Raw genomic sequence first — 21193 nt, forward strand, 5'->3', positions numbered from 1 at the left:
GCCTACACGCCGATCGCGGCGCCGACCGATCTGCAGGGCGAGCGCACCGATGCAGCGGTCACGATTGGTTATCACCACGTGCCGAAGACGCCCGCTGCCGCAGCGCAGGACGCGCCCCAATTGCCCTATGACGACCGTGCCTGGTCGGCGTCGGTGTTCGCGCAGAAGACGCTCGAGCGCGACGGTGGCAGGCTCGACAATGACCGGGTCGGGGTTGCCGGCGATATCGCCATCAATCAGCGGCTGACGGTCGGCGGCGAAGTGTCGGACGGCGATCTTGGCCTCGGCGCCAACGCCAAGGCCAATTACAAGATGGGCGACCGCGGCTCGCTCTATCTGGGCTATCAGCTCGACGCCGAAAATCCGGACGCGTTCAACACCGGCCGGCTCGGACGGCTGACCGGCGGCACCAAATATCGCTTCGGCGAGGGCGCCAGCGTGTTCGCCGAGGAGCGCTACGAATATGGCAGCGGCCCGACCGGCTTCAGCCAGGCCTATGGCGTCGATTTCGCACCGTGGACCGGGTGGAGCGTCGGCGGCAAATATGAGAACGGCAAGCTCGGGGATGCGCTCGGCGGGTCGATCAAGCGCGATGTGGTGAGCGGCACGGTCGGCTTCACCAACAAGACGATCCGCTGGTCGAGCGCGGTCGAATACAGGATCGAGGATTCAAGCTCGCTCGGCGACCGCAAGACCTGGGCGACGCGTAACCTCGTCACCTGGCAGGCGAACGACGCGCTGCGTCTGTTCGGCAAGGCCAATTTGTCGGTGTCGAACGGCGGCACCGATACGAGCGGGCTCGACGCGGATTATTACGAAATCTCGCTGGCGGCGGCCTATCGTCCGGTGTGGAACGACAAGCTCAATCTGCTCGCCAAGCTGACCTATCTCGACGATCTGCCCTCGCCCGCGCAGGTGACGGCGTACAACCTACCGATCGATTATGCCCAGCGCAGCAAGATCGGCGCGTTGGACGCAACCTATCAATTGACCCCGCGCCTCGCGATCGGCGGCAAGGTCGCCTACCGCATCGGCGAGCTGCGCATGTCGCGCGACGACAGCCAGCCGTGGTTCGACAGCAAGGCGTTTTTCTGGGCGGTGCGCGCCGATTATGAGGTGATCCGCCGCTGGGACCTGCTCGCGGAAATGCGCAAGCTGACGGTATCGACTGCGGGCGACAGCCAGCTGGGCGCGCTGGTGGCGGTCTATCGCCACATCGGTCCGAACCTGAAGATCGGCGCGGGCTATAATTTCACCGATTATTCGGATGACCTGGCCGATCTCAGCCATCGCAACCACGGCTTCTTCTTCAACGTCATCGGCAAGTTCTGACGCTCAGCCCTTGCGGCTGGGCGCCTCGGTGGCGGCATCGCCGGGCGTGCGCGATTCGATGCCGAGCCGGTGCCGGCGCTCGTGCGAACGCATCTCCACCTCGCGCAACTGATCGATGCACTTGGCGACGCGGGCGTCGAAGCTGCCGCGCTTCATTTCTTTGCGGAGGACGAAGGCTTAGTCGATGTCGGACGCGGCGGATTGAGCGCGGCACGTTCCTCGGCTTCGGCGACACCGGCGATCAGGCGCCGATAGATGCTGTGCGCACGATGGTGGAAGGCGCGCTCGCGCGCGTTGGTGGCGGCCGCAGTCGCCGCCAGGCTTTCCGCCGCCTTCGCGGTATATTGTTCGAGCTTGGTGGTCATCGCATCTATCCTCGGTTCGGGCGGAAGGGTCAGGCGGGCGGCAGGGCGGCGAGCGCGCGCTCGACGCTGAGCAGACCCTCCTGGCTGGCAACAGCAAGGTCGATCGGACGGCCGCCCAGTTCCGCATCATGCGTGTTGAGGAAAGCGATCACCGCAGCGGGTTGGCGCAACGCTTCGAACGCGACGCGCGATACCCGGCCCTGCCGCGCGGCCTGATCGGGCGCGAGGCGAGGGGTGGTGACCCGTTTCTGGAATGCCCGGTTCATGACGTTTCATCCTTCTTGGCGGCGGCCGCGACGCGCAGCCGTTCACCGTGGAGCAGGCGGGCGGCCATGGCGCGCCAGACCGTTTCGGATTGGAGATGCCGCGCGCGGACATTGTCGAGACTGGTATCGCGTGCCGCGCGCGCGCTTTCATCGGCGCGCGCGAGGTAGAATGCGCTGGTGTTGGTCATGCGATGGCTCCCGAACGGCGTGGCGGGCGGAAGAGCTAGCCGACCATCTCCGCGACGATCCGGCGCAATTCCTTGCGCGGGAGGGAGGTGGCGGGCTGCGGCTGCGGCCGGGCCGGGATGTCTGAAAAGCAAAGCGACAGGCGTCGGCGCGGATGATCCGCGCTCGTTATATTTTGAACGTACATGTTTTCCTTGGACGGGCCGATTGGGGCCCGCGATAGTCTGGATTGGTTGGGATGCTAGCGTCGGAAGTTCCGACGCGGTCCGCCACCGCCGGGCGTTGGCTCGCGATAGACGAGCCGGCCCTTATCGAGGTCGTAGGGCGTCATTTCGACGTGGACGCGATCGCCCAGCACGGTGCGGATGCGGAAACGCCGCATCCGACCGGCTGTATAAGCGATCACTTTGTGCTGATTATCGAGCAGGACGCGGAAGCGCCCATCCGGCAAGACCTCTTCGATCAAGCCCTCGAAAGTTAGCAGTTCTTCTTTCGCCACTCAGGCGGCGGAAAGGTTGGTAGCGGACTGCTTGCCACGATTGTCGGTTTCGACTTCGTAGCTGACGCGCTGGTTTTCGTTCAGCGTGCTCATGCCGGCGCGTTCGACCGCGCTGATGTGAACGAAGCTGTCGGCTCCACCGCCCTCAGGCGAGATGAAACCATAACCCTTGGCGGCATTGAAAAATTTGACGGTGCCGATCGGCATAAGATGTTTCCTTTCACGAAAACAAAAATGGTCCGCCGGCGAAAAAACCGGAGGAGCCGTAGAAGCGTGAAAGGGAAGATCAGACCACTTCTGCGAAGGGCATCAAATTCCGTCGCAGGCGACGTTAGCCCCTTCTAAATAAGCTTTTGGAGGCAAAAGTCAATCTGGGCCGAAGCAATAGGCCGAATCCGGCGACTTTTTCCGCTGAATAAAGGCCAACCTGCTTACCCATATTTCGATAATATTCGCAAGCTATCGTGGCCGGTCGACGGTTGACGGGAAGCAGGCGATCCCCGACGCTGATTGCCGATGACGAAGGTCCGCAGGCAGAATGTGACGGTGGGCGGCTTTCGCGCCGTGAAGCTCGGCGCACCGGCGGCGATCAGCGACCTTTATTATCTGACGATGCAGATGACGTGGCCGGCGTTCATCGGGCTGGTCTCGCTCGTCTTCCTGCTGCTCAACCTCGTTTTCGGCGTGGTTTATGCCTGTCTGCCCGGCGCGATCGCCAATATGACGCCCGGATCGGTCGCCGACGGCTTCTTCTTCTCGGTCGAGACGCTGGGTACCGTCGGCTATGGCTATATGGCGCCCGTCACGCACGCCGGCCACAGCATCGCCGGACTCGAGATACTGGTCGGCCTGTTCTTCTCGGCGACGATCACCGGCCTGATCTTCGCCCGGTTCGCGCGGCCGCGCACCAGCCTGATCTTCAGCGATGTGGCGGTGATCGGGCGTTACGAGGGCAGGCCGGCGCTGATCGTACGCGTTGCCTCCACCCGGATGCATCCACTGGCGGACGCATCGGCGCAGATGGCTTGGCTGAAGCGCACCGATCTGCCCGACGGGCGCATCCAGCGCCGGCTGATCGATCTTCCGCTGGTGCGGGCGCACAATGCGATGCTCAGCCTGTCCTGGAACCTGATGCACGTGCTCGACGAGGACAGCGAATTCTTGGCCGCGATGACCGGCAGCCAGCCTTTCTCGCTGACGGTGACGGTCGGCGGGCTGGACACTCTCTTGGCGAGCCAATCGTTCGGCGGCCATTTCTACCGGCGCGAAGACATCTTGATCGACCACGAATTTGTTGACGTGATCAGCGACATCGAAGGCATGGTCCAGCTCGACCTCACCCATTTTCATGAGGCGAGGCCGATCTAGATTTCAAGATTGGGCCGGACGATCAGCCAACGTGAACGCCGCCGAGCGAACCCAGCAGGCCGAACGCCTGGAGCAGCCACAGCACGACGATGATGACGACGACGATATTCAGGATGTTTTTGATCTTGCCGTCCATCGGGATGTAGTTGTTGACCAACCACAGCAACACACCGACGACAATCAGCACCACAATGATCTGTAACATGCGGACCTCTCCCTTTGCCCGCGCGATTCCCGGGGCTCTGGGACTTCAACCGTGAATGGTTCGAAACGTTCCGCGCGCTAAACGAGCGTCAGGCCACGCGTTCGAAGGCGATTAGGCGCCGATCGGGATCGGTCGAGACCAATCGCACCGCGATCGCATCCCCCGGCTCCACGCTATGCGCGCCGACTCGGGCCACGACCGGCTCGTCGCGCAGCTGCATACGCGCGCCGCGATCGTCGATATCGGTGACGATCGCCGGGAAAACCTTCCCCTCGCTGCCCGTCAGCATCACCGCCTCGGCCAGGTCGACCACCGCGCGTTCGATCTGTCCGCCCAGTGCGTCCGCACGCGCCATCACCGGCGGCAGTTTCGCGAAGGCCTGGGCCACCACATCGGGCACATCCTGGCCGTTGGCGATCGCGAGCGCGGCGCGCACGACATAGCGATCGGCGAGCCGGCGGAGCGGTGCGGTGGCATGGGTATAAGTCGCCGCCATCGCGACATGCCAGGGAATGACGCCAGGCTGCCAGGGCGCATAGCGCGCGCCCTCTCCGGCGCGCCGGATCGCGAGCATGAAGGCTGCCTGCCTGGGATCGGCGGCGCTGAGATTCTTCTGATATTGGCCGAGCGTTTCTTCGGCCGGCCACTCCAGCCCGAAAGCGCGCGCCGTGAAGCGCAGCCGTTTGATCGCGCGCTCGTCAGGTGGGGCCATCACCCGGAACAGGCCGGTATGATGCGCCAGCAGCGCATCGGCGACGGCAAGATTGGTCGCGAGCGACATCGCCGCGTTGCGATCTTCCGACTGCAGGCGCGGGCGATAGGTCAGCGCGAAATCGCTGTCGCCGACCTTCGACACTTCCTGTTCGGGCGGATCGACACGCGATGCACCGCGCCGGTCCTCGGCCGCCTGGATGCGGTCGGCCAGCGCGGCGAAATCGGGCGGTAGTGCGGCGTCGGTGACGCTGTCGTAAGCGAGCTTGGCGCGACTGCGGATCACCGCGCGTTCGGCGCCGCCGAGTTTCACACCACCGTCGGGCGCGACCCGTACGGTGAAGATAACGCACGGGCGCGGGCCGTCCGGCAGCAGGCTCGCGGCCTTCTCGCCCAGCACCGGCGGGTAAAGCGCGGCCTTGCCATCGGGCAGATACTGGCTCTCGCCGCGCACCCACGCCTCATTATCGATCACGCCACCATCGTCGACGAACCAGGCGACGTCGGCGATCGCGTAATGGAGCAGCAGATCGTTGCCGCTGCGATCGATCGCGAAGGCCTGGTCGAGATCGATCGAGCTGGCCGGATCGAGCGTGACGAACGGCATTTCGGTGCGGTCGGCATGTTGCGTCGGCGCGCGCCTAGCCGCGTCCTCGGCGGCGGCGAGCACCGCCGGCGGGAAGGCTTCGGGGATTTTATATTGGGTGCGGATCGCGGCGAGGCCATGGGCTAGCGCGTGGGTGGGATCGACGATCGTCTTCATCGCGGACGGCGGTACACCGGCGGGGTGCCATCCGGAAGTCGCGCCCTTTCGATGGCACCGGACCACGCTTGTTTTTCGCTCAGCGTAGCGAGCGAACGCCGGTGAAGTCGCGGTTTCGGGGAAATTACCAGAATTTCATGATGTTGCTTCGGCGCAACAGCGCGGGCACGACGAACACGGCCTTAGCATTTTGATGGTTCTTTTATCCCGCGAGAGGGGCGTAAGGCGCGAACGCAACAGAAAGGAACCACCCCCATGGCCCCCCGCACTTTGCGTAGCTCCGCCCTTGCGCTGACCGGCGTTTCGCTGATCGCCTTGCTGGGGGCGCCCGCCGTCGCGCAGACCGCGCCCGCGCCAGCCGCCGATGCGCCCGAAGCTCCAGAAGTCGTCGTTACGGGCTCGCGCATTCGTAATCGCGATTTCGAGACCGCTAATCCGGTGGTCAGCATCAGCGCCGAGCGCATCCAGGAAACGGGCGAGACCAACCTCACCCAATATCTGCAGCGCCTGCCCGCGCTGGTTGGCTCGTTCGGCCCGACCCAGGCTGCTGGCGGCAGCGGCGTGCTCGGCATCGGCGAGACGGGCCTCAACGAGCTCAACTTGCGCAACCTTGGCACTAGCCGCACCTTGGTTCTGATCGATGGACGTCGTCAGGTCGGCGCCGAGCCGGGCGTCGCCTCGGTCGACATCAACACCATCCCGACCGACTTGGTCGAGCGCGTCGACGTGCTCACCGGCGGCGCGTCGGCCATTTACGGCGCGGACGGCGTGACCGGCGTGGTCAATTTCATCCTCAAGAAGGACTTTCAGGGCCTGACGGTCCGCGCGCAGAACGGGATCTCCAATTATGGCGACGGCGCGCAGCGTCTCTTTTCGGCGACGTGGGGTCAGAATTTCGGTGGCGGGCGCGGCAATATCGCGGTCGCGTTCGAATATGCGCGCAACGAACGTCTGGCTTCGGCGGACCGGCCCTATCTGGTCGGCCCCAACGTGCCGACCTTTCAGAATAACCCGAACGGCACGACGCCGAGCCGCGTGCCGCTTACCAATATTCGTTATTATGACAGCTCGCGTCAGGGCGGCGTCGACTTGGATTTCGACGGCCTGCCCGATTATACCGGCACCGGCCAGCCGTGGGATCCCGGCAGCTTCGTGCCGGATTTCTACCAGCAGGGCGGCTCCGGCACGCTGACCACCGACTATCGCGGCGACATCCTGCCCCAGGTCACGCGCTACATCGGCAACGTCATCACTCATTATGACTTCAGCGACAAATTCTCGGTCTACGCCGAAGCCAAGTACGCCCACACCATCTCTTACTCGGTCGATCAGCCGACCTTCGATTATTACATCCTGATCAACCCGGATAATCCTTACATCCCGGATTCACTGAAGCCGCTGGTGGCCGATGCGGGCGGCGCTTTGCTCAACCGCGACAATTTCGATCTCGGCGTGCGCGGCGAGCGCATTATCCGCAACACGGTGCGCGGCGTGCTTGGCGCGAAGGGGGATCTGTCGAGCCACCTGCGCTACGACGCGTCCTACACCTACTCGCAGAACAAGATCACCAACCACTTCATCGGCGACCAATATACCGACCGCTTTTTCTCGGCGATCGACGCCGTGCCGGACGGGCATGGCGGCGTGACCTGCCGGATCAACCTCGATCCGGCGGCATTGCCCGACCAGCCTTATTCGTCGCGTGTGCTGCCGGATGCACCCTTGTCCTTCACGCCCGGCCAGTGCGTGCCGCTGAATCTGTTCGGCGAAGGCTCGCCCAGCCAAGCGGCCAAGGACTTCATTTCGGTCGATACGACCGATCATTCCAAGCTGACCCAGCAGGTCGCGACCGCGTCCCTGAACGGCGACACCGGCGCTTTCTTCAACCTGCCGGGCGGCCCGGTCGGTTTCGCGCTCGGCGCCGAATGGCGGCGCGAAACCAGCAAGGACGTGCCCGATATCGTCGCGCAGCAGGGCCTGACCTTCACCAACGTCACGCCCATCTCCAAGGGCCATTTCGACGTGAAGGAAGTGTTCGGCGAGGTTGACGTCCCGCTGCTGCGCGATGTGCCGCTCGCGCACCTGCTCGACGTCGGCGGCGCGGTGCGCTTCTCCGATTATTCGACGGTCGGGCACACCACCACCTGGCAGCTCAACGGCAAATATTCGCCGATCCGCGACATCACCTTCCGCGGCACTTATGCCCAGGCGGTACGCGCGCCGAACATCGGCGAATTGTTCGCGCCGAACGGACAGGATTTCGAGTTCATCAACGATCCTTGCGCCGCCGCCAACGTCAACCTCGGCAAGTCGACCCGCGTGGCGAACTGCCAGGCGCTGTTGAGCGGGCTCGGCGTCGCCGATCCCTCGACCTTCGCCGACCTGAATTCCGCGAACATCCCGGGCCTGCTCGGCGGCAATCCGACGTTGACGGAAGAAACCGCACGCACCTGGACGGTGGGAGCGGTGTTCCAGCCGCACTTCATTCGCGGGCTGACCGTCTCGGCCGACTGGTATGATATCCGGCTTAAGAACGCGATCAGCTATGCCACCGCGCAGCAGCTCGCCGATCTGTGCGTCGACCAGCCGACGATCGACAACCAGTTCTGCGCGCAGGTCGAGCGCAACAATGGCGGCAACCAGCCCGGGAAGATCGTCGGCTTTACCCGCCTCCCGCAGAACGTCGCAAGTTACGTGACCAGCGGTCTCGACGTGGACGTGAACTATATACTCAAGCCCAACTGGGATTACGGCTCGTTCGATTTACATCTGGTCGGAAATTATCTGAATAAGCTGCAGCTGATCGGCATTCCGGGCGCCGACCCGACCGATTATCGCGGCACGCAGGAGCTGCCCGCGCCGAAATATCAGTTCAATCTCGACGTTGGTTGGACCATCCACCAGCTGACGCTCGCGTACAACCTCAACTGGTTCTCGCACACTTTGCGCTATTCCAACGATACGGTGGCCGCCGATCCCGACCACACCGCGCCCGAATACAAATATATCAAGGCGCGCGCGCAGCACGACATCTATGCGAGCTACGACGTGACGGAGAAGTTCCAGGTCTTCGGCGGCATCAACGACTTCACCAACCCGAAGCCGGCCTTTGCCGCGCTCAACTATCCGGACGATCCGCTCGGCCGCTTCTTCTTCGTCGGGGCGAAGGTGAAGCTGGGCAAGTTGTTCTGATGCCCGGTGGGGCCGGTTACGGCCGGCCTCACCGTTCCTTGCGTTCGGTATAGTCGATCCGGATCCGGACCCAGGCGCCGACCATCATATGGCCGCCGACGCGCGGCGGCAGGACGAGGAATTGCCACGCCGCCTCGCGCACCGCGCGGGCATAGCCCGAGCCGAGCGTCTCGCCGATCTCCTCGCAATTATCGACGTGGTAACGTGCCACCGTCTGGCAGGCGATCATGCCCCAGCCGGGACCCGGGCGTGCATATTTGGTGTAGCCACCAAGCTCGGCATCCGTCGGCTCGCGATACCAGGCAGCGTCGTAGAGGGGCTGTCCCTCCTTGCCGAAAGCGACCGGGCGATCCGAATTGCCACTGCCATTGGAGTCGTCGCTGGCGCTGGCGTCGGATTGCTCTGCGGGCTGGGGCGTTGGCGGGACCTGGCGCACGTCGAACTTCTCGAGGCCCGGAGTCAGCACCCAGGGTGCGGCGATCGGCGGCAGCTTGATCTTGGGCGGCGGAATGGAGGGCGCGGGCGTCGTCGGGCTGACGGTCTGATGGGTCTTGGAGACGGTTTTGGTGTGGGCGGCCGCTTCCTGTTCTTCGGGCGCGACCGAGAACGTCATCAATTTGTTGCCCGGTTTTGCCGATCCAAACTGGGGCGGAGCCAGCTTGATCAGCAACAGAAGCAGCAGGGCATGCGCGAGCAACGTCAGCAGAATCGAGACGACGCGCCGACGCGTCGCCACAGGCCGATTGGAATCCGCCGAAGACTGAATAGCCGAAGACTGAAGGGACGCCGCTTGCATCGGCGGCCTAGCTAGGGCGCGTCGCGTTGCGCCGCAACGGAATCGCGACAGGCCGAGCGGAGAGCGTTTCGGATATTTTGGGGGCTGGTACCGCAATCATCCGGCGATACGGTTGGCGCAGTGGCGGCAGCAGACAGCAAATGATCGGTCGGATTGGGAGCAAGACCGGCGTTGCGTACGGCTGCGTGGCGGCGTTCGCCTTTTTGGCGTCCGGCAGGGCTGAGGCGAAAGACAAGGAAAAGAGCGAGCCCGCCGACGTCGTCGTCACCGGCCAGCGCGGCTCGGCGGTGAGCAACATCCTGCCGCTGACGACCTTCGATACAAGGCAAATCGAGGCGATCGGCGCGACCAGTATGGCCGATCTTCTGCGCGTGCTCGGCCCGATGGCGCAATCCGCCGACGGCAGCGAGCCGATCTATCTGCTCAACGGACAGCGCACGTCGAGTTACGAGGAGATCGGTTCGCTCCCGCCCGAGGCGATCGCCAAGGCCGAGGTGCTGCCGGAGGAGGCCGCGCTCAAATTCGGCTATCCGCCGACGCGCCGCTTGCTCAATTTCATCACCAAGGCGCATTACCATTCGGTCGAGGTCAAGGCCGGCGCCGGCATGTCCACGCATGGCGGCGGCGGTGCGGCGACCGCCAATGCGTCGCTGACGCGGATCGACAATGGCCGCCGCCTGACGCTGGCGGGGGAATATCGCCACACCGATCCGCTGCGCCAGTCGCGCCGCCAGATCATCCCCGATTCGTCCAGTCCGTTCGACGCGATCGGGAATGTGACCGGCGCGACCGGCGGCGAGATCGATCCGGCGCTGAGCGCGGCGGCGGGCCACAAGGTGTTTATCGCGGCGGTGCCGGCCGACCCTGCCGCGCGCGACCAGATCGGCGCTTATGTCGCGGGCGCCGACCAGCCGCGCATATTCGACATCGGGCCCTATCGCACGCTGGTGGGGCGCAATGATGCGTTCAAGATCAATGCGGTGCTGGCGACATCGATTACGCAGGCGATCAGCGGATCCTTCACGCTGTCGGCCGAACGCAGCTGGGACCGCTCGCTGCAAGGTCCGGCGGCGGCGGCGATCCAGGTGCAGGCGAACAATCCCTATTCGCCGTTCGGCAGCGATGTGCTGCTCTACCGCTATCTGACCGAAGACGCACCGCTGGTGCAGCGCCGGGTCACTACCACGCTCAACGCCGGGGCGGTGCTGCGCGGCGCGATCGGCGGCTGGACGTGGGACATGACCGGCACCTTCAACGAATATGACGTCACCAGCCACAGCGATCGCGGCGTGGATCAAGACGCGATCGATCAGGCGGTTGTGGCGGGCACCGATCCGTTCGCACCGCTGCCGGCCACCTTGCTTGCTGACCGCCAAACGCAATTGTCGACATCGCGCAGCCGCAAGGGAGAGGCGAAGTTCGTGATCCGTGGCACGGCTTTACGCCTGCCCGCAGGCGATCTCGATGTGACCGCAACCGGCGAGGCCGAGCGCGCGACCGCGCATACCGAAAGCTGCGGCATCATCGTCGCGGACAGCGATCTCGGGCGGACGCGGCTGGAAGCGGGATTGTCGGCGAACGTGCCGATCGCATCGCATGACGACAATGTGCTGCCCTTTCTGGGCGCCCTGTCGGCCGATCTGTCGGGCAATGTGCGCCACGTCGAGGGCTATGGCGAACTGACCGACAGTACCTATGGCCTCACCTGGTCACCGCTCAAGACGGTGCAGCTGATCGGCACGATCAAGAATAGCGAAGCCGCGCCGACCATGGCGCAGCGATCCGCGACGATCGTCCAGTCGACCAACGTACCTTATTTCGATTTCAACACGGGCCAATCGGTGCTGGTCACCACCATTTCCGGGGGCAATCCCGACCTGTTGGCCGACCGGCGGCGCGTGAAGACGCTGAGCCTGAACTGGCGGGCGATCGGCGGCGAGGGGCATTGGAACGCGCTCAATATCAGCCTGAGCTATACTGACTCGCTGATCCACGATCAGTCGGCGCAGGCGTCGGCGCTGACGGCCGCGACCGAAGCCGCTTTCCCCGACCAGTTCGTGCGCGACCCCATCACGCACCAGCTGACGACCGTCTTACTCCGGCCGGTCAACTTCTATCGCGAGCGGCAGCGCGGGCTGCAGATGCAGTTCAATTATTACGGTCCGCTCGGCAAGAAGCCGGCGCCATCCGGCGATCCCGCGCATCCGCCGCAGCGGCCCAACCTCTATGTAGGCATGCAGCCGAGACTCTCTCTGGACGACACATTGCAATTTCGGCCCGGCTTGCCGCCGATCGATGTGCTCCATGGCGGCACCTACAATGGGTCGGGCGGCAGACCCAAGCTTACGATCTACGGCTGGGGCGGGATCAGCAAGAAGGCCGTGGGGATGAATTTCGATTGGCAGTATTACAGCGCCAAAAGCGCCAATGGCGGCACGCCCGAAAGCGACCTCCATTTCTCATCCTTGTTCAAGGTCGGCGGCAGCGGTTACGTCCGGATCGGTGACGTGCTGCCTCGTCAGCCCTGGGCGCATGGCCTGTCGGTCATTCTCGACGTGACCAACCTGCTCGATCACCGGCAACGCGTGCGCGATGGCAACGGCCAGACGCCCAACCGCTACCAGCTCGATTATCTCGATCCGCTTGGGCGGACTTTGAAGCTCAGCCTGCGCAAATTGTTCTGAGCGGCTATTCTCACTTGTCCGCGCAGACCGCTCCCGATGCGGACAGGGTGTGGAATTCGATCAGCATACCGAGATCGTCGCGGGTCGGCGCGAGGAAAGAGTCGCCGAGCAGACCGGAATAACGCGTCAAAGCGCGCTCATAGCCGCGCTCGACCAGGCGCTGGGCGCGGCCGAGATCGGCCACGGCGATGCTCACGCCCAGGATCTGCGGTCCGCCGCTCTTGAGCGCATCGTCCGCCATGCCCGGCCCATCGGGCTGCAGCGCGAGCAGGCTGCTCGGTCCGATTTTCACACAGAAGCCGTGCGCGGCGATCTGGGCGATGTGGACGGGGCGGGCATCGGCGAAGCCCATGCGCGCAAGCTGGCGGCGATCCTTGTCGGCATCGGCCGACAGCAACCAGACGGCGGACAAAGCGCGCGCGCGGTTGGGATGCTCGCGCGCTGACGCCAAGTCCGCGACGCTCGCTGCGTCGGATTTGGGCGGGGCGTAATCGATCAGGAAAGTGCTGCTCGACAGAGGCTGCGGATCGAAGGCGAACAGCCGCCAGCGCCGGGGCGCCGTCGGCCCGCTGCCATCGGGATCGTCGGCGGCGGCGGTGAATACCGGCGTCACGCCGAAGCCGCTCTGCTGAAGCACCGCGCGAGCCGCCTCGATCGCGGATGAATGGATGCCGAAGGATCGCGCACCGGCGCCGCCGTGGAGCGAGGCCTGGTCCGCCTGCGAGCCGGGATCCATCTCGGGATTGGGACGCGTTATGCCCAGCATCTCGATGAAGCTGGTATCGGCAAGGCGGATATAACGGTTCGCGACGCCGCTGGGATCGCGGCCCGGCTTCACCTGAAAGCCGAGTTTGACCGTCATGATCGCGGTCACCTGGTCGATCGTGCGGCCCCAGAGCAGGATATGGTCCAGCTTGGAGCCCGCCGTGGGCACAGGCGCGGCCAAGGCAGGCGCGCTCAGCGAGAGCGCCAGCGCGGAAAGGATCAAGGGCAATCGCACGGAAAAATCACTCCCAACGAACGGCGCGCCTGACTTGCACGACGCGCGTGCCAACGCCATGACCTTGGAGGTTATGGAAGGCCGATGATGACAAAAAGCGCGGCCGAAGCCCGTATGCCGCCAGTCGGGCGGTTGCTGCGTGAGTGGCGCTCCGCGCGGCATATGAGCCAGCTTGATCTCGCGCTCGACGCCGCAATATCGAGCCGGCACCTGAGCTTCATCGAGACAGGTAAGGCCAGCCCCAGCCGCGACACGATCACGCGGCTGGCGGATGCGCTTGCCGTGCCGCTACGCGAGCGAAACGCGCTGCTGCGCGCCGCCGGTTTCGCGCCCGGCTATTCCGAAAATGCGCTCGCGACGCCGGAGCTGGATCGGATGCGCGCGGCGATCGAGCTGATTATCACACATCAGGAGCCCAATCCGGCGTTCGTCGTCAACCGCCACTTCGACGTGCTGATGGCGAACCAGGCGGCGGTGCGGGTCAATGCCTTGCTGATGGAAGGACGGACCAGCCCGCACAGCAACCTGCTGCACCAGGTGTTCGATCCCGCCGATTTCCGCCGCGTTATCGTCAACTGGGATGAGGTCGCGAGCAAGTTCGTGCGCCATTTGCAGGAAGAGATCGTCGCCGTGCCGACCGACCTTGCCGCACGCCAGTTGCTCGACGAGCTATTGCGTTACCCCGGCGTGCCGGACCGCTGGCGCTTCCGCGATCTGGAGACCGAACTGTCGCCGATCCTGACATTGGTCTTCCGCAGCCCGATGGGCGAGCTGCGTTTCTTCGAGACGATCACGACCTTCGCGACGCCGCGCGATGTGACGCTCGACGAGCTCCGGATCGAATGTTCCTTCCCTGCTGACGATCATACCGCGATGGTATGCGCCAAGCTTGCTGAAGCGGGTTGAGTGCCGGGCCTATTGGCCGCCGGCGCCGATCCCGTTCAGCTCATCCATCACATCTTCGGAAAGCGTCACCATTGCCACGTCGAGATTCTCGCGCAGATGGGCGAGCGACGAGGTGCCGGGGATCAACAGGATATTGGGCGCGCGGCGCAGCAGCCAGGCGAGCGCGGTCTGCATCGGCGTCGCGCCGATCCGCTCTGCGACCTCCGATAGCGTCGAGGATTGAAGCGGGGTGAAACCGCCGAGCGGGAAGAACGGCACATAGGCAATGCCCTGCACTGCCAGATCGTCGATCAGCGCATCGTCCGCGCGATGGGCGAGATTGTAGTGGTTCTGGACGCAGGCTACCGGCGCGATCGCCTGGGCCTCCGCGATCTGCGTCGCGGTGACGTTGCTGACGCCGAGATGGCGGATCAGGCCTTGCTGTTGGAGCGTGGCGAGCGTTTCGAACTGCGGCGCGATCGGGCCGTCAGCCGGGCCATGGATGCCGCCGACGCGCAAGTTGACCACGTCGAGGATATCCAGCCCCAGATTGCGCAGATTGTCATGCACGCCCCGCGTTAACTGCTTGGGCTTCAGCGCGGGCAGCCATGAGGCGTCGTCGCCACGCTCCGCGCCGACCTTGGTCACGATCGTCAGGCCGTCCGGATAGGGGTGAAGCGCCTCGCGGATGATTTGGTTGGTGACGTGCGGGCCGTAGAAATCGCTGGTGTCGATATGGTTGACCCCGTGCGCAATCGCTTCGCGCAACACCGCGATCGCCTGATCGCGATCCTTAGGCGGACCGAACACGCCGGGGCCGGCGAGCTGCATCGCGCCGTAACCGAGGCGGTTCACAGTGCGGTCGCCGAGGGTGAAAGTGCCGGCTTGTTCGGTCATGATCGGTCTCCATTGGGTTGACGCCGATATGGACCTCGCCAGTAGGCGTGATAATCCGTACAAACCGGCACGGGCTGTGCGGATTTAAAGACAATGGCGACGGAACTGGATGATCTTTCGGCGTTCGTGGCCGTGGTGCGGGCGGCAGGCTTCCGCGATGCTGCCCGTGCAAGCCAGGTCTCGGCGTCGAAGCTGAGCGAGGCGGTGCGGCGGTTGGAGGCGAGGCTGGGCGTCCGCCTGCTCAACCGCACCACTCGCAGCGTCGCGGCGACCGAAGCGGGACAGCGCCTGTTCGAGCGGCTGGTGCCCGCGCTGGGCGAGGTGGAGGCGGCGCTCGATGTCGTCAACGCCTTCCGCGACCGGCCGGCGGGCACGCTCAAGCTCAACGTGCCCGCCAGCGTCGCGCGGCTGGTGCTGCCGCCGATCATCGCCGGCTTCCTGAAGGAATATCCCGACATCAGGATGGAGGTGACGGTGGAGGACAGCTTCGTCGACGTGCTGGCGGCCGGGGCCGATGCCGGCATCCGCTATGACGAGCGGCTGGAGCAGGACATGATCGCGGTGCCGATCGGCCCGCGTATACAGCGCTTCGCCACCGCCGCATCGCCGGCCTATCTCGATGCGCGGGGACGGCCGCAACATCCGCGCGAACTGCTCGGTCATGATTGTCTGAGTGGCCGCTTCGCCAGCGGCCGGGTCCCGACCTGGGAATTCGAGCGCGCTGGCGAGGTCGTGCGGATCGATCCGATCGGGCCGCTGGTAGTGCGGCTGGGTGCGGCGGTCGATCTCGCGGTCGAGACGGCGGTGGCCGGGTTGGGCGTGATCCATCTCTTCGAAGGCTGGCTCAGTCCGCACATCGCAACCGGCGCGCTCGAGCCCGTGCTGCCCGATTGGTGGCAGGAGTTTTCCGGACCGTTCCTCTATTATCCCGGCCGTCGCCATCTACCCGCGCCGCTGCGCGCTTTCGTCGATTTCATCAAGCGATAGCGCTCAGGCGGCGGCGCGGCGCAGCCGATCGTTGATCGCGACGCCCAGGCCGGTGGCGGGCACGGGCGCGACCGCTATGCGTGCCGCGGCTACGGCATCGGCCTGGTGCAGCAGGTCGAACAGCCGCGCGGCGGCTTCGGTGGTGTCGCCGGAAGGGGACAGGGAGGCATCGCCCGCGACCGCGCCGAAGCCGATCAGCCATTCGTCCTGGCGCTTTTCGGTCGCATTGAGGCGGACCGGCTTGGAGGGGGCATAATGTTGCGCGAGCTGGCCAGGGGCAGTGATCGTGTCGGGCGTGTCCGCGCGCACCGGCAGGCCCGTAACGTCGGCCAGTTGCTCGGCAGTGATCGGGCCGGGACGGAGCAGATGCAGACCGCCGTCGGTCACGGTGACAATGGTGGATTCGAGGCCGACCGCGGTTGGGCCGGCATCGACGATCAGGTCGATCGCAGCGCCGAGCGAGCGCGCGACATGCTCGGCGCGGGTTGGGCTGATCGTGCCGCTGGCATTGGCCGAGGGCGCGGCGAGCGGTTTGCCGGATGTCCGCAGCAGATCGCGCATCGCGGGATGGGCGGGAGAGCGTAGCGCGATGGTCGGCAGGCCCGCAGTTGCCAGAGCGGCGATCGGGCTGCCAGGTCTGAGCGGCGCTACCAAAGTGAGAGGACCCGGCCAGAAGGCCTCGGCCAGTTTGCGCGCTGGTACGGGGAGATCGGCGATAGCATCGGCCGCCGTGAGATCGAGCACATGGACGATCAACGGATTGAAGCTCGGCCGGCCCTTGGCGGCATAGATGGCGGCGACCGCATCGCCGCGCGTTGCATCGGCGGCGAGGCCATAGACCGTCTCGGTTGGCATCGCGACTGGCCGGCCGGCGGCGATCAGGCGCGCGGCCTCGTCAATTGCGTCGTCGTCATAGGGAAGGATGCGGGCCTGACTCACGCTGCCGCGCCTAGCAGCGCAGCCGGCCGGACCCAAGCGTCAGGCCGGAACGCGGTCGAGCAGTTCGCTGGGATCGATGTCGAGGCGGCGGATGCGCGAGGCGATTTCGGGCCATTCCTCATCGAGGAAATGCGCGCGGGCGGCGGCGCGTAGCCGCTGGGCGGCACCGCGATCGACGAACATGCCGACGCCGCGCCGGACGGTGACCAGCCCATCTTCCTGGAAGCTCTGATAGGCCTTGGCGACGGTGAGCGGATTGGCGCCCTGATCGGCGGCGAAAGCGCGTACCGACGGCAGCGCGTCACCCTCGCGAATCCGGCCGTCGAGGATCATCGCGACGATCTCGTCACGCAGGCGAAGATAAACGGGGCGATCGGATGCTGCCATAGCGTGATGGTGTAATAACACAGCACGGCGCGAATAGGCAAGAGAGACTGACATATTTTGTCCGATAGCGGACAGAACCTTCATAACGTCGGAGATCAGTTATGGGTCACGCGGTGATACATGCCCCAGGCGATGGCAGCGACGGCAAGGATCAGCAGGAACCAACCGCAGCCGCCGGCCGAATCGCGCCGGGAATTGCCGCCGTACCAACCCAGGATCAGCACCGCGAACACCATCAGGATCGCGCCCCCAAAGAGCGACATGTCCTTGGGAGTCAGGCCTGAAAAAGCGTGGAGAGTATCCATCGGCGCTGGCTATCGCATCCCCGGTTTCACGCCAAGAGCCGGCGTCAGGGGTTCCAGACGCGGATCACTGCGTCGCGATCGGGCCGCGGGCGCTCTTCCATCTCTCTGATCGAGGTGCCGAGGAAAAGGAAGCCGGCGATGCGCTCGCCCGGCTGGCCGAAGGCATCGCGGACCATATCCGAATAGGCTGCCCAGCCGGTCACCCAGCCGCCAGCGAGCCCCTCGGCGTGGGTCGCGATAAGCAGGTTCATGCAGGCCGCGCCCGCCGACAATTCCTGCTCCCAGATCGGGATATGGCTGGCATGCGCCGGCGCGGACAAAGCGACGATCAGCGCCGGCGCCTGGTGCGCGAACTGGCGGATCGCCTCCAGCTCGACCTTGCCGGGATCTGGCCGCTCGGCGCGATAGGCGCGGTCGAGCAGGGCGGCGAAGGCGTCGCGCCGGTCCTCCGGCACCACCACGAACCGCCACGGCGCTAGCTTGCCATGATCGGGCACGCGGATCGCGGCATTCAGGATGCGGTCGAGCTGGGCAGGCGTCGGGCCGGGCGCGCCGAGATCGCGCGGTTTGCCCGAGCGGCGCGTGGCCATCAGTGCGGCGGGGGAGGAGAGGTCATTGAACATGACGGCGCGCCTATCAGGTGAAGAGGTCGGATGCGAGGCAGGGCTGAATGACGGTGCGATAAGATCGGCGGAAAGGGATCATTTGCTGCGCAACGCCGTGCGCAACAATCTTCTTCCCACGCGCAATTTCCGAGCTAGTCTGCAGCCCCATGCCGCGCCTCCGGGCGCCTCGAACTTTTTTTGAAAGGTCCGCATGGAGACCCCCACCGACGCCTCGCCAGCCGAGCCGGATATCAGCCATATCAATCCCGTCGACGAAAAGACCTGGTTTGGACATCCTCGACAATTGGCGCGGCTCTTCTCGACCGAGATGTGGGAGCGGTTCGGTTATTACGGCATGCGGGCGCTGCTGACGCTCTATCTGACCAAGCATTTCGTGTTCGGCGACCGGGAAGCGACCGGTCTCTACGGCGGTTACACCGCACTGGTTTATCTGACGCCTTTGATCGGCGGCTATCTCGCCGACCAGTATCTCGGCTTCAAGCGCGCGGTGAAGTTCGGGGCGATCCTGATGTCCTTCGGCTATTTCGTGCTCTGCTTCGGCGGCCCGGCGGCGACGCCGTTCGCGACGATCGACGGGCAGAAATATGAGGTCCAGATCGACAAGGTTTCGGGGACCGAGCAGCAATATGTGATCGACGGCGGCCATCGTCTGGCTGTCAAAGGGCAGGAGGACGGTTCGGTCACCCTGACCGCCAATGACGGCTCGGGCATCGTTCGGACCATTCCCAAGGGCCATTTTGCCCCCGGTGGCGAACGCAGTCCCTTCTACGTGATGATCCTGCTGACCGCACTGTCGATGATCTCGGTCGGCAATGGCTTCTTCAAGCCCAACATCTCGACCATGGTCGGGGAATTGTACGCGGTCGGAGACCGGCGCCGCGATACCGGCTTCACCATTTTCTACATGGGCATCAACCTCGGCTCCTTCTTCTCGCAATTGCTGTGCCCGTGGCTGGCGGAGGCGGTCGGCTGGTGGGCAGGCTTCGGCCTCGCCGCGATCGGCATGCTGTTCTCTTGGAGCCTGATCCAGTTCGATGGCGGCAAGCTCGCCGGTTACGGCGACCCGCCGAACAAGGGCGGGCCGGACCGGTCGCTGATCATCTATGCCGGCGCGCTGTGCGTGATTCCCTTCTTCTATTTTCTCTACACCAACCTGATGGCGCAGACGCCGCCGGTGCCGGGATCCGGCATCATCGGCTACATCGCGTCGCTGTCGCTGATGGGCAAAATGCTGTTCGGCACCTTCATTATCGCAGTGCCGGCGATCATGATCTGGTCCGCTAAATCGGGCGACAAGCGCGAATTCCAGATGATGCTCGCGGCGATGGTGATGATCGTGTTCAACGTCGTCTTCTGGACTTTGTTCGAACAGGCCGGGTCGTCGCTGACCCTGTTCGCGGATCGCAATACCGACCTCAGTTTCTTTGGATTGTTCAGCATCAACGCCGGCCAGACCCAGTTCTTCAACGCTGCCTTCATCGTGATCTGCGCGCCGATCATGAGCCTGATCTGGAACGCCCTGGCGCGGCGCGGGCGGGAGCCTTCGGTGCCGGTGAAATTCGCGATCGCCCTGATCCTGGTGGGCGCGGGCTTCCTGTTCCTGGTGTGGGGCGCAAGCATGGTCGGCCCGACCTTCAAGGTCGCGGTGTGGTGGCTGGCGGGCCTCTATCTGATCCACTCGATCGCTGAATTGTGCATCTCGCCGGTGGGGCTTTCGATGATCACCAAATTGTCGATCGTCCGCATCGTCGGCCTGATGATGGGCCTGTGGTTCCTGTCGATCTCGGTCGCGCAATATGTCGCCGGCATCGTTGCGCAGGTAGCGAGCGTCGAGACGGTCGGCGGGCAGGTGACCAACATGCAGGTCAGCCTGCACACCTACACCGACGTGTTCTGGACGATCGGTTGGGTCGCGGCCGGCATCGGCGTGGTGCTGCTCGCCATTTCCCCGCTCATCAAGAAGTGGATGCACGGTGTCCAATAAGCTCGTCTGGCTCGCCACCGCGCTCGCGCTCGCCGGCTGCACGCAGGTCCCGCCGCGTTCGGCCAGCGCAACCTCGCATGACGAGCGCGTGGTCGAGCCGTGGACGACCGATCCCTTTCCTTCGACCTATCATGCCTATCCCGGCGTCCCGACTTTGATCACCAACGTCACCATCTATGACGGCGAAGGCGGGCGGATCGACGGCGGGCAGATATTGCTCGCCGACGGCAAGGTGGCCGCGCTCGGCAAAAATGTGAACGCGCCTGCCGGAGCGGCCGTGATCGATGGCACCGGCAAGTGGGTCACGCCCGGCGTGATCGACGTGCACAGCCATCTCGGTGTCTATCCCTCGCCTTCTGTGAAGGCCTTGTCGGACGGCAACGAGGCAACCGCGCCGACCACGCCCGAAGTGTGGGCCGAACATAGCGTGTGGCCGCAGGATCCCGGCTTCAGCCGCGCGCTTGCCAATGGCGGCGTGACGGCAATGCAGATTCTGCCTGGCTCGGCCAATCTGATGGGCGGCCGTTCGGTCGTGCTCAAGAATGTCTATGCGCGCACCACCCAAGGCATGAAATTCCCGGGTGCGGCCTACGGTCTCAAGATGGCGTGCGGCGAGAACCCCAAGCGCGTCTATGGCGCCAAGGGGCGCGAGCCCTCGACCCGAATGGGCAATATCGCGGTGGATCGCGAAACCTGGCAGCGCGCGGTCGAATATAAGAGCCGCTGGGACAAATATGAGAAAGAGGGCGGCGATCCGCCGGCACGCGACCTCGGCATGGATACGCTGGCGGGTGTGCTCGACGGCAAGATCCTGGT

Annotated in this window: 22 protein-coding genes and 1 pseudogene; 8 read left to right on the forward strand and 15 right to left on the reverse strand. The window is 64.7% G+C overall.

All coding sequences use genetic code 11. From position 1 onward, the window contains the following. Positions 1-1332 (forward strand): hypothetical protein (locus VK533_RS12405; protein WP_324378091.1); only part of this gene is annotated, 1332 nt, incomplete at its 5' end. A gap of 3 nt (positions 1333-1335) precedes the next feature. Here VK533_RS12405 and VK533_RS12410 read toward each other — a convergent pair. The 6 genes from VK533_RS12410 to VK533_RS12435 form a co-directional block, all read right to left on the reverse strand. After that, positions 1336-1488, reverse strand: a complete 153-nt coding sequence (locus VK533_RS12410) for a hypothetical protein (protein WP_324378093.1) — start codon at positions 1486-1488, stop codon at positions 1336-1338. Beyond that, entirely contained in the window at positions 1485-1697 is a 213-nt protein-coding gene (locus VK533_RS12415; protein WP_324378095.1) for a hypothetical protein, read from the reverse strand. The genes VK533_RS12410 and VK533_RS12415 overlap by 4 nt, the downstream gene beginning before the upstream one ends. Before the next feature lie 29 nt (positions 1698-1726). Next, positions 1727-1963: a hypothetical protein gene (locus VK533_RS12420; RefSeq protein WP_324378097.1), complete on the reverse strand. Its 237-nt coding sequence runs from the start codon at positions 1961-1963 to the stop codon at positions 1727-1729. Continuing rightward, positions 1960-2151 carry a hypothetical protein gene (locus VK533_RS12425; protein ID WP_324378099.1) on the reverse strand — a complete coding sequence of 64 codons (192 nt, stop codon included), beginning with the start codon at positions 2149-2151 and terminating at the stop codon, positions 1960-1962. Before VK533_RS12425 ends, VK533_RS12420 begins: the two co-directional genes overlap by 4 nt. Positions 2152-2390: 239 nt before the next feature. After that, the gene (gene infA / locus VK533_RS12430) at positions 2391-2648 is read right to left on the reverse strand and encodes a translation initiation factor IF-1 (RefSeq protein WP_324378101.1); all 258 of its coding nucleotides are present in this window, start codon (positions 2646-2648) and stop codon (positions 2391-2393) included. Further along, positions 2649-2855, reverse strand: coding sequence for a cold-shock protein (locus VK533_RS12435; RefSeq protein WP_324378103.1), 207 nt, complete (start codon positions 2853-2855; stop codon positions 2649-2651). A 309-nt stretch (positions 2856-3164) separates the two neighbouring features. On the opposite strand from VK533_RS12435, the gene VK533_RS12440 reads away from it, so the two are divergent. Next, a complete protein-coding gene (locus VK533_RS12440) occupies positions 3165-4016 on the forward strand; it encodes an ion channel (protein WP_324378105.1) in 852 nt (283 codons plus the stop codon). Positions 4017-4038: 22 nt separating this feature from the next. Here the strand turns inward: VK533_RS12440 and VK533_RS12445 are convergent, their stop codons facing one another. Then, positions 4039-4221, reverse strand: coding sequence for a Thivi_2564 family membrane protein (locus VK533_RS12445; RefSeq protein ID WP_324378107.1), 183 nt, complete (start codon positions 4219-4221; stop codon positions 4039-4041). 88 nt (positions 4222-4309) lie between these two features. Further along, entirely contained in the window at positions 4310-5695 is a 1386-nt protein-coding gene (locus tag VK533_RS12450; RefSeq protein ID WP_324378109.1) for an RNB domain-containing ribonuclease, read from the reverse strand. A gap of 255 nt (positions 5696-5950) precedes the next feature. Here VK533_RS12450 and VK533_RS12455 point away from each other — a divergent pair, with 255 nt between their 5' ends. Next, the gene (locus tag VK533_RS12455; RefSeq protein WP_324378111.1) at positions 5951-8887 is read left to right on the forward strand and encodes a TonB-dependent receptor plug domain-containing protein; all 2937 of its coding nucleotides are present in this window, start codon (positions 5951-5953) and stop codon (positions 8885-8887) included. Between the two features lie 28 nt (positions 8888-8915). On the opposite strand, the gene VK533_RS12460 is transcribed toward VK533_RS12455, so the two are convergent. Next, a complete protein-coding gene (locus tag VK533_RS12460) occupies positions 8916-9623 on the reverse strand; it encodes a hypothetical protein (protein ID WP_324378113.1) in 708 nt (235 codons plus the stop codon). A gap of 200 nt (positions 9624-9823) precedes the next feature. Here VK533_RS12460 and VK533_RS12465 point away from each other — a divergent pair, with 200 nt between their 5' ends. Next, positions 9824-12367 (forward strand): TonB-dependent receptor, encoded by a 2544-nt coding sequence (locus VK533_RS12465; RefSeq protein ID WP_324378115.1) that lies wholly within the window; start codon positions 9824-9826, stop codon positions 12365-12367. A gap of 10 nt (positions 12368-12377) precedes the next feature. Here the strand turns inward: VK533_RS12465 and VK533_RS12470 are convergent, their stop codons facing one another. After that, a complete protein-coding gene (locus VK533_RS12470; RefSeq protein ID WP_324378117.1) occupies positions 12378-13367 on the reverse strand; it encodes a VOC family protein in 990 nt (329 codons plus the stop codon). Between the two features lie 84 nt (positions 13368-13451). On the opposite strand from VK533_RS12470, the gene VK533_RS12475 reads away from it, so the two are divergent. Next, positions 13452-14273 carry a helix-turn-helix transcriptional regulator gene (locus VK533_RS12475; protein WP_324378119.1) on the forward strand — a complete coding sequence of 274 codons (822 nt, stop codon included), beginning with the start codon at positions 13452-13454 and terminating at the stop codon, positions 14271-14273. A gap of 9 nt (positions 14274-14282) precedes the next feature. Here the strand turns inward: VK533_RS12475 and VK533_RS12480 are convergent, their stop codons facing one another. After that, complete coding sequence (locus tag VK533_RS12480) at positions 14283-15149, reverse strand: aldo/keto reductase family oxidoreductase (protein WP_324378121.1); 867 nt, start codon at positions 15147-15149, stop codon at positions 14283-14285. Positions 15150-15242: 93 nt separating this feature from the next. Here VK533_RS12480 and VK533_RS12485 point away from each other — a divergent pair, with 93 nt between their 5' ends. Next, complete coding sequence (locus VK533_RS12485) at positions 15243-16136, forward strand: LysR family transcriptional regulator (protein ID WP_324378124.1); 894 nt, start codon at positions 15243-15245, stop codon at positions 16134-16136. 3 nt (positions 16137-16139) lie between these two features. Here VK533_RS12485 and VK533_RS12490 read toward each other — a convergent pair whose 3' ends face one another. From VK533_RS12490 to VK533_RS12505, 4 genes are all read right to left on the reverse strand, one after another. After that, entirely contained in the window at positions 16140-17075 is a 936-nt protein-coding gene (locus VK533_RS12490; RefSeq protein ID WP_324378126.1) for an L-threonylcarbamoyladenylate synthase, read from the reverse strand. 39 nt (positions 17076-17114) lie between these two features. Further along, a complete protein-coding gene (locus tag VK533_RS12495; RefSeq protein ID WP_324378128.1) occupies positions 17115-17462 on the reverse strand; it encodes a GntR family transcriptional regulator in 348 nt (115 codons plus the stop codon). Between the two features lie 95 nt (positions 17463-17557). Next, positions 17558-17767, reverse strand: a complete 210-nt coding sequence (locus VK533_RS12500; protein WP_324378129.1) for a hypothetical protein — start codon at positions 17765-17767, stop codon at positions 17558-17560. A 44-nt stretch (positions 17768-17811) separates the two neighbouring features. Beyond that, a complete protein-coding gene (locus VK533_RS12505; RefSeq protein WP_324378131.1) occupies positions 17812-18390 on the reverse strand; it encodes a nitroreductase in 579 nt (192 codons plus the stop codon). 193 nt (positions 18391-18583) lie between these two features. Here VK533_RS12505 and VK533_RS12510 point away from each other — a divergent pair, with 193 nt between their 5' ends. Both VK533_RS12510 and VK533_RS12515 read left to right on the forward strand, forming a co-directional pair. Continuing rightward, positions 18584-20377, forward strand: coding sequence for an oligopeptide:H+ symporter (locus tag VK533_RS12510; RefSeq protein ID WP_324378133.1), 1794 nt, complete (start codon positions 18584-18586; stop codon positions 20375-20377). Beyond that, positions 20367-21193: pseudogene (locus VK533_RS12515) on the forward strand (amidohydrolase); the annotation flags it as partial. The gene VK533_RS12510 and the pseudogene VK533_RS12515, both read left to right, overlap by 11 nt.

The sequence above is a fragment of the Sphingomonas sp. genome (assembly GCF_035317925.1).
Lineage (GTDB): Bacteria > Pseudomonadota > Alphaproteobacteria > Sphingomonadales > Sphingomonadaceae > Sphingomonas_I.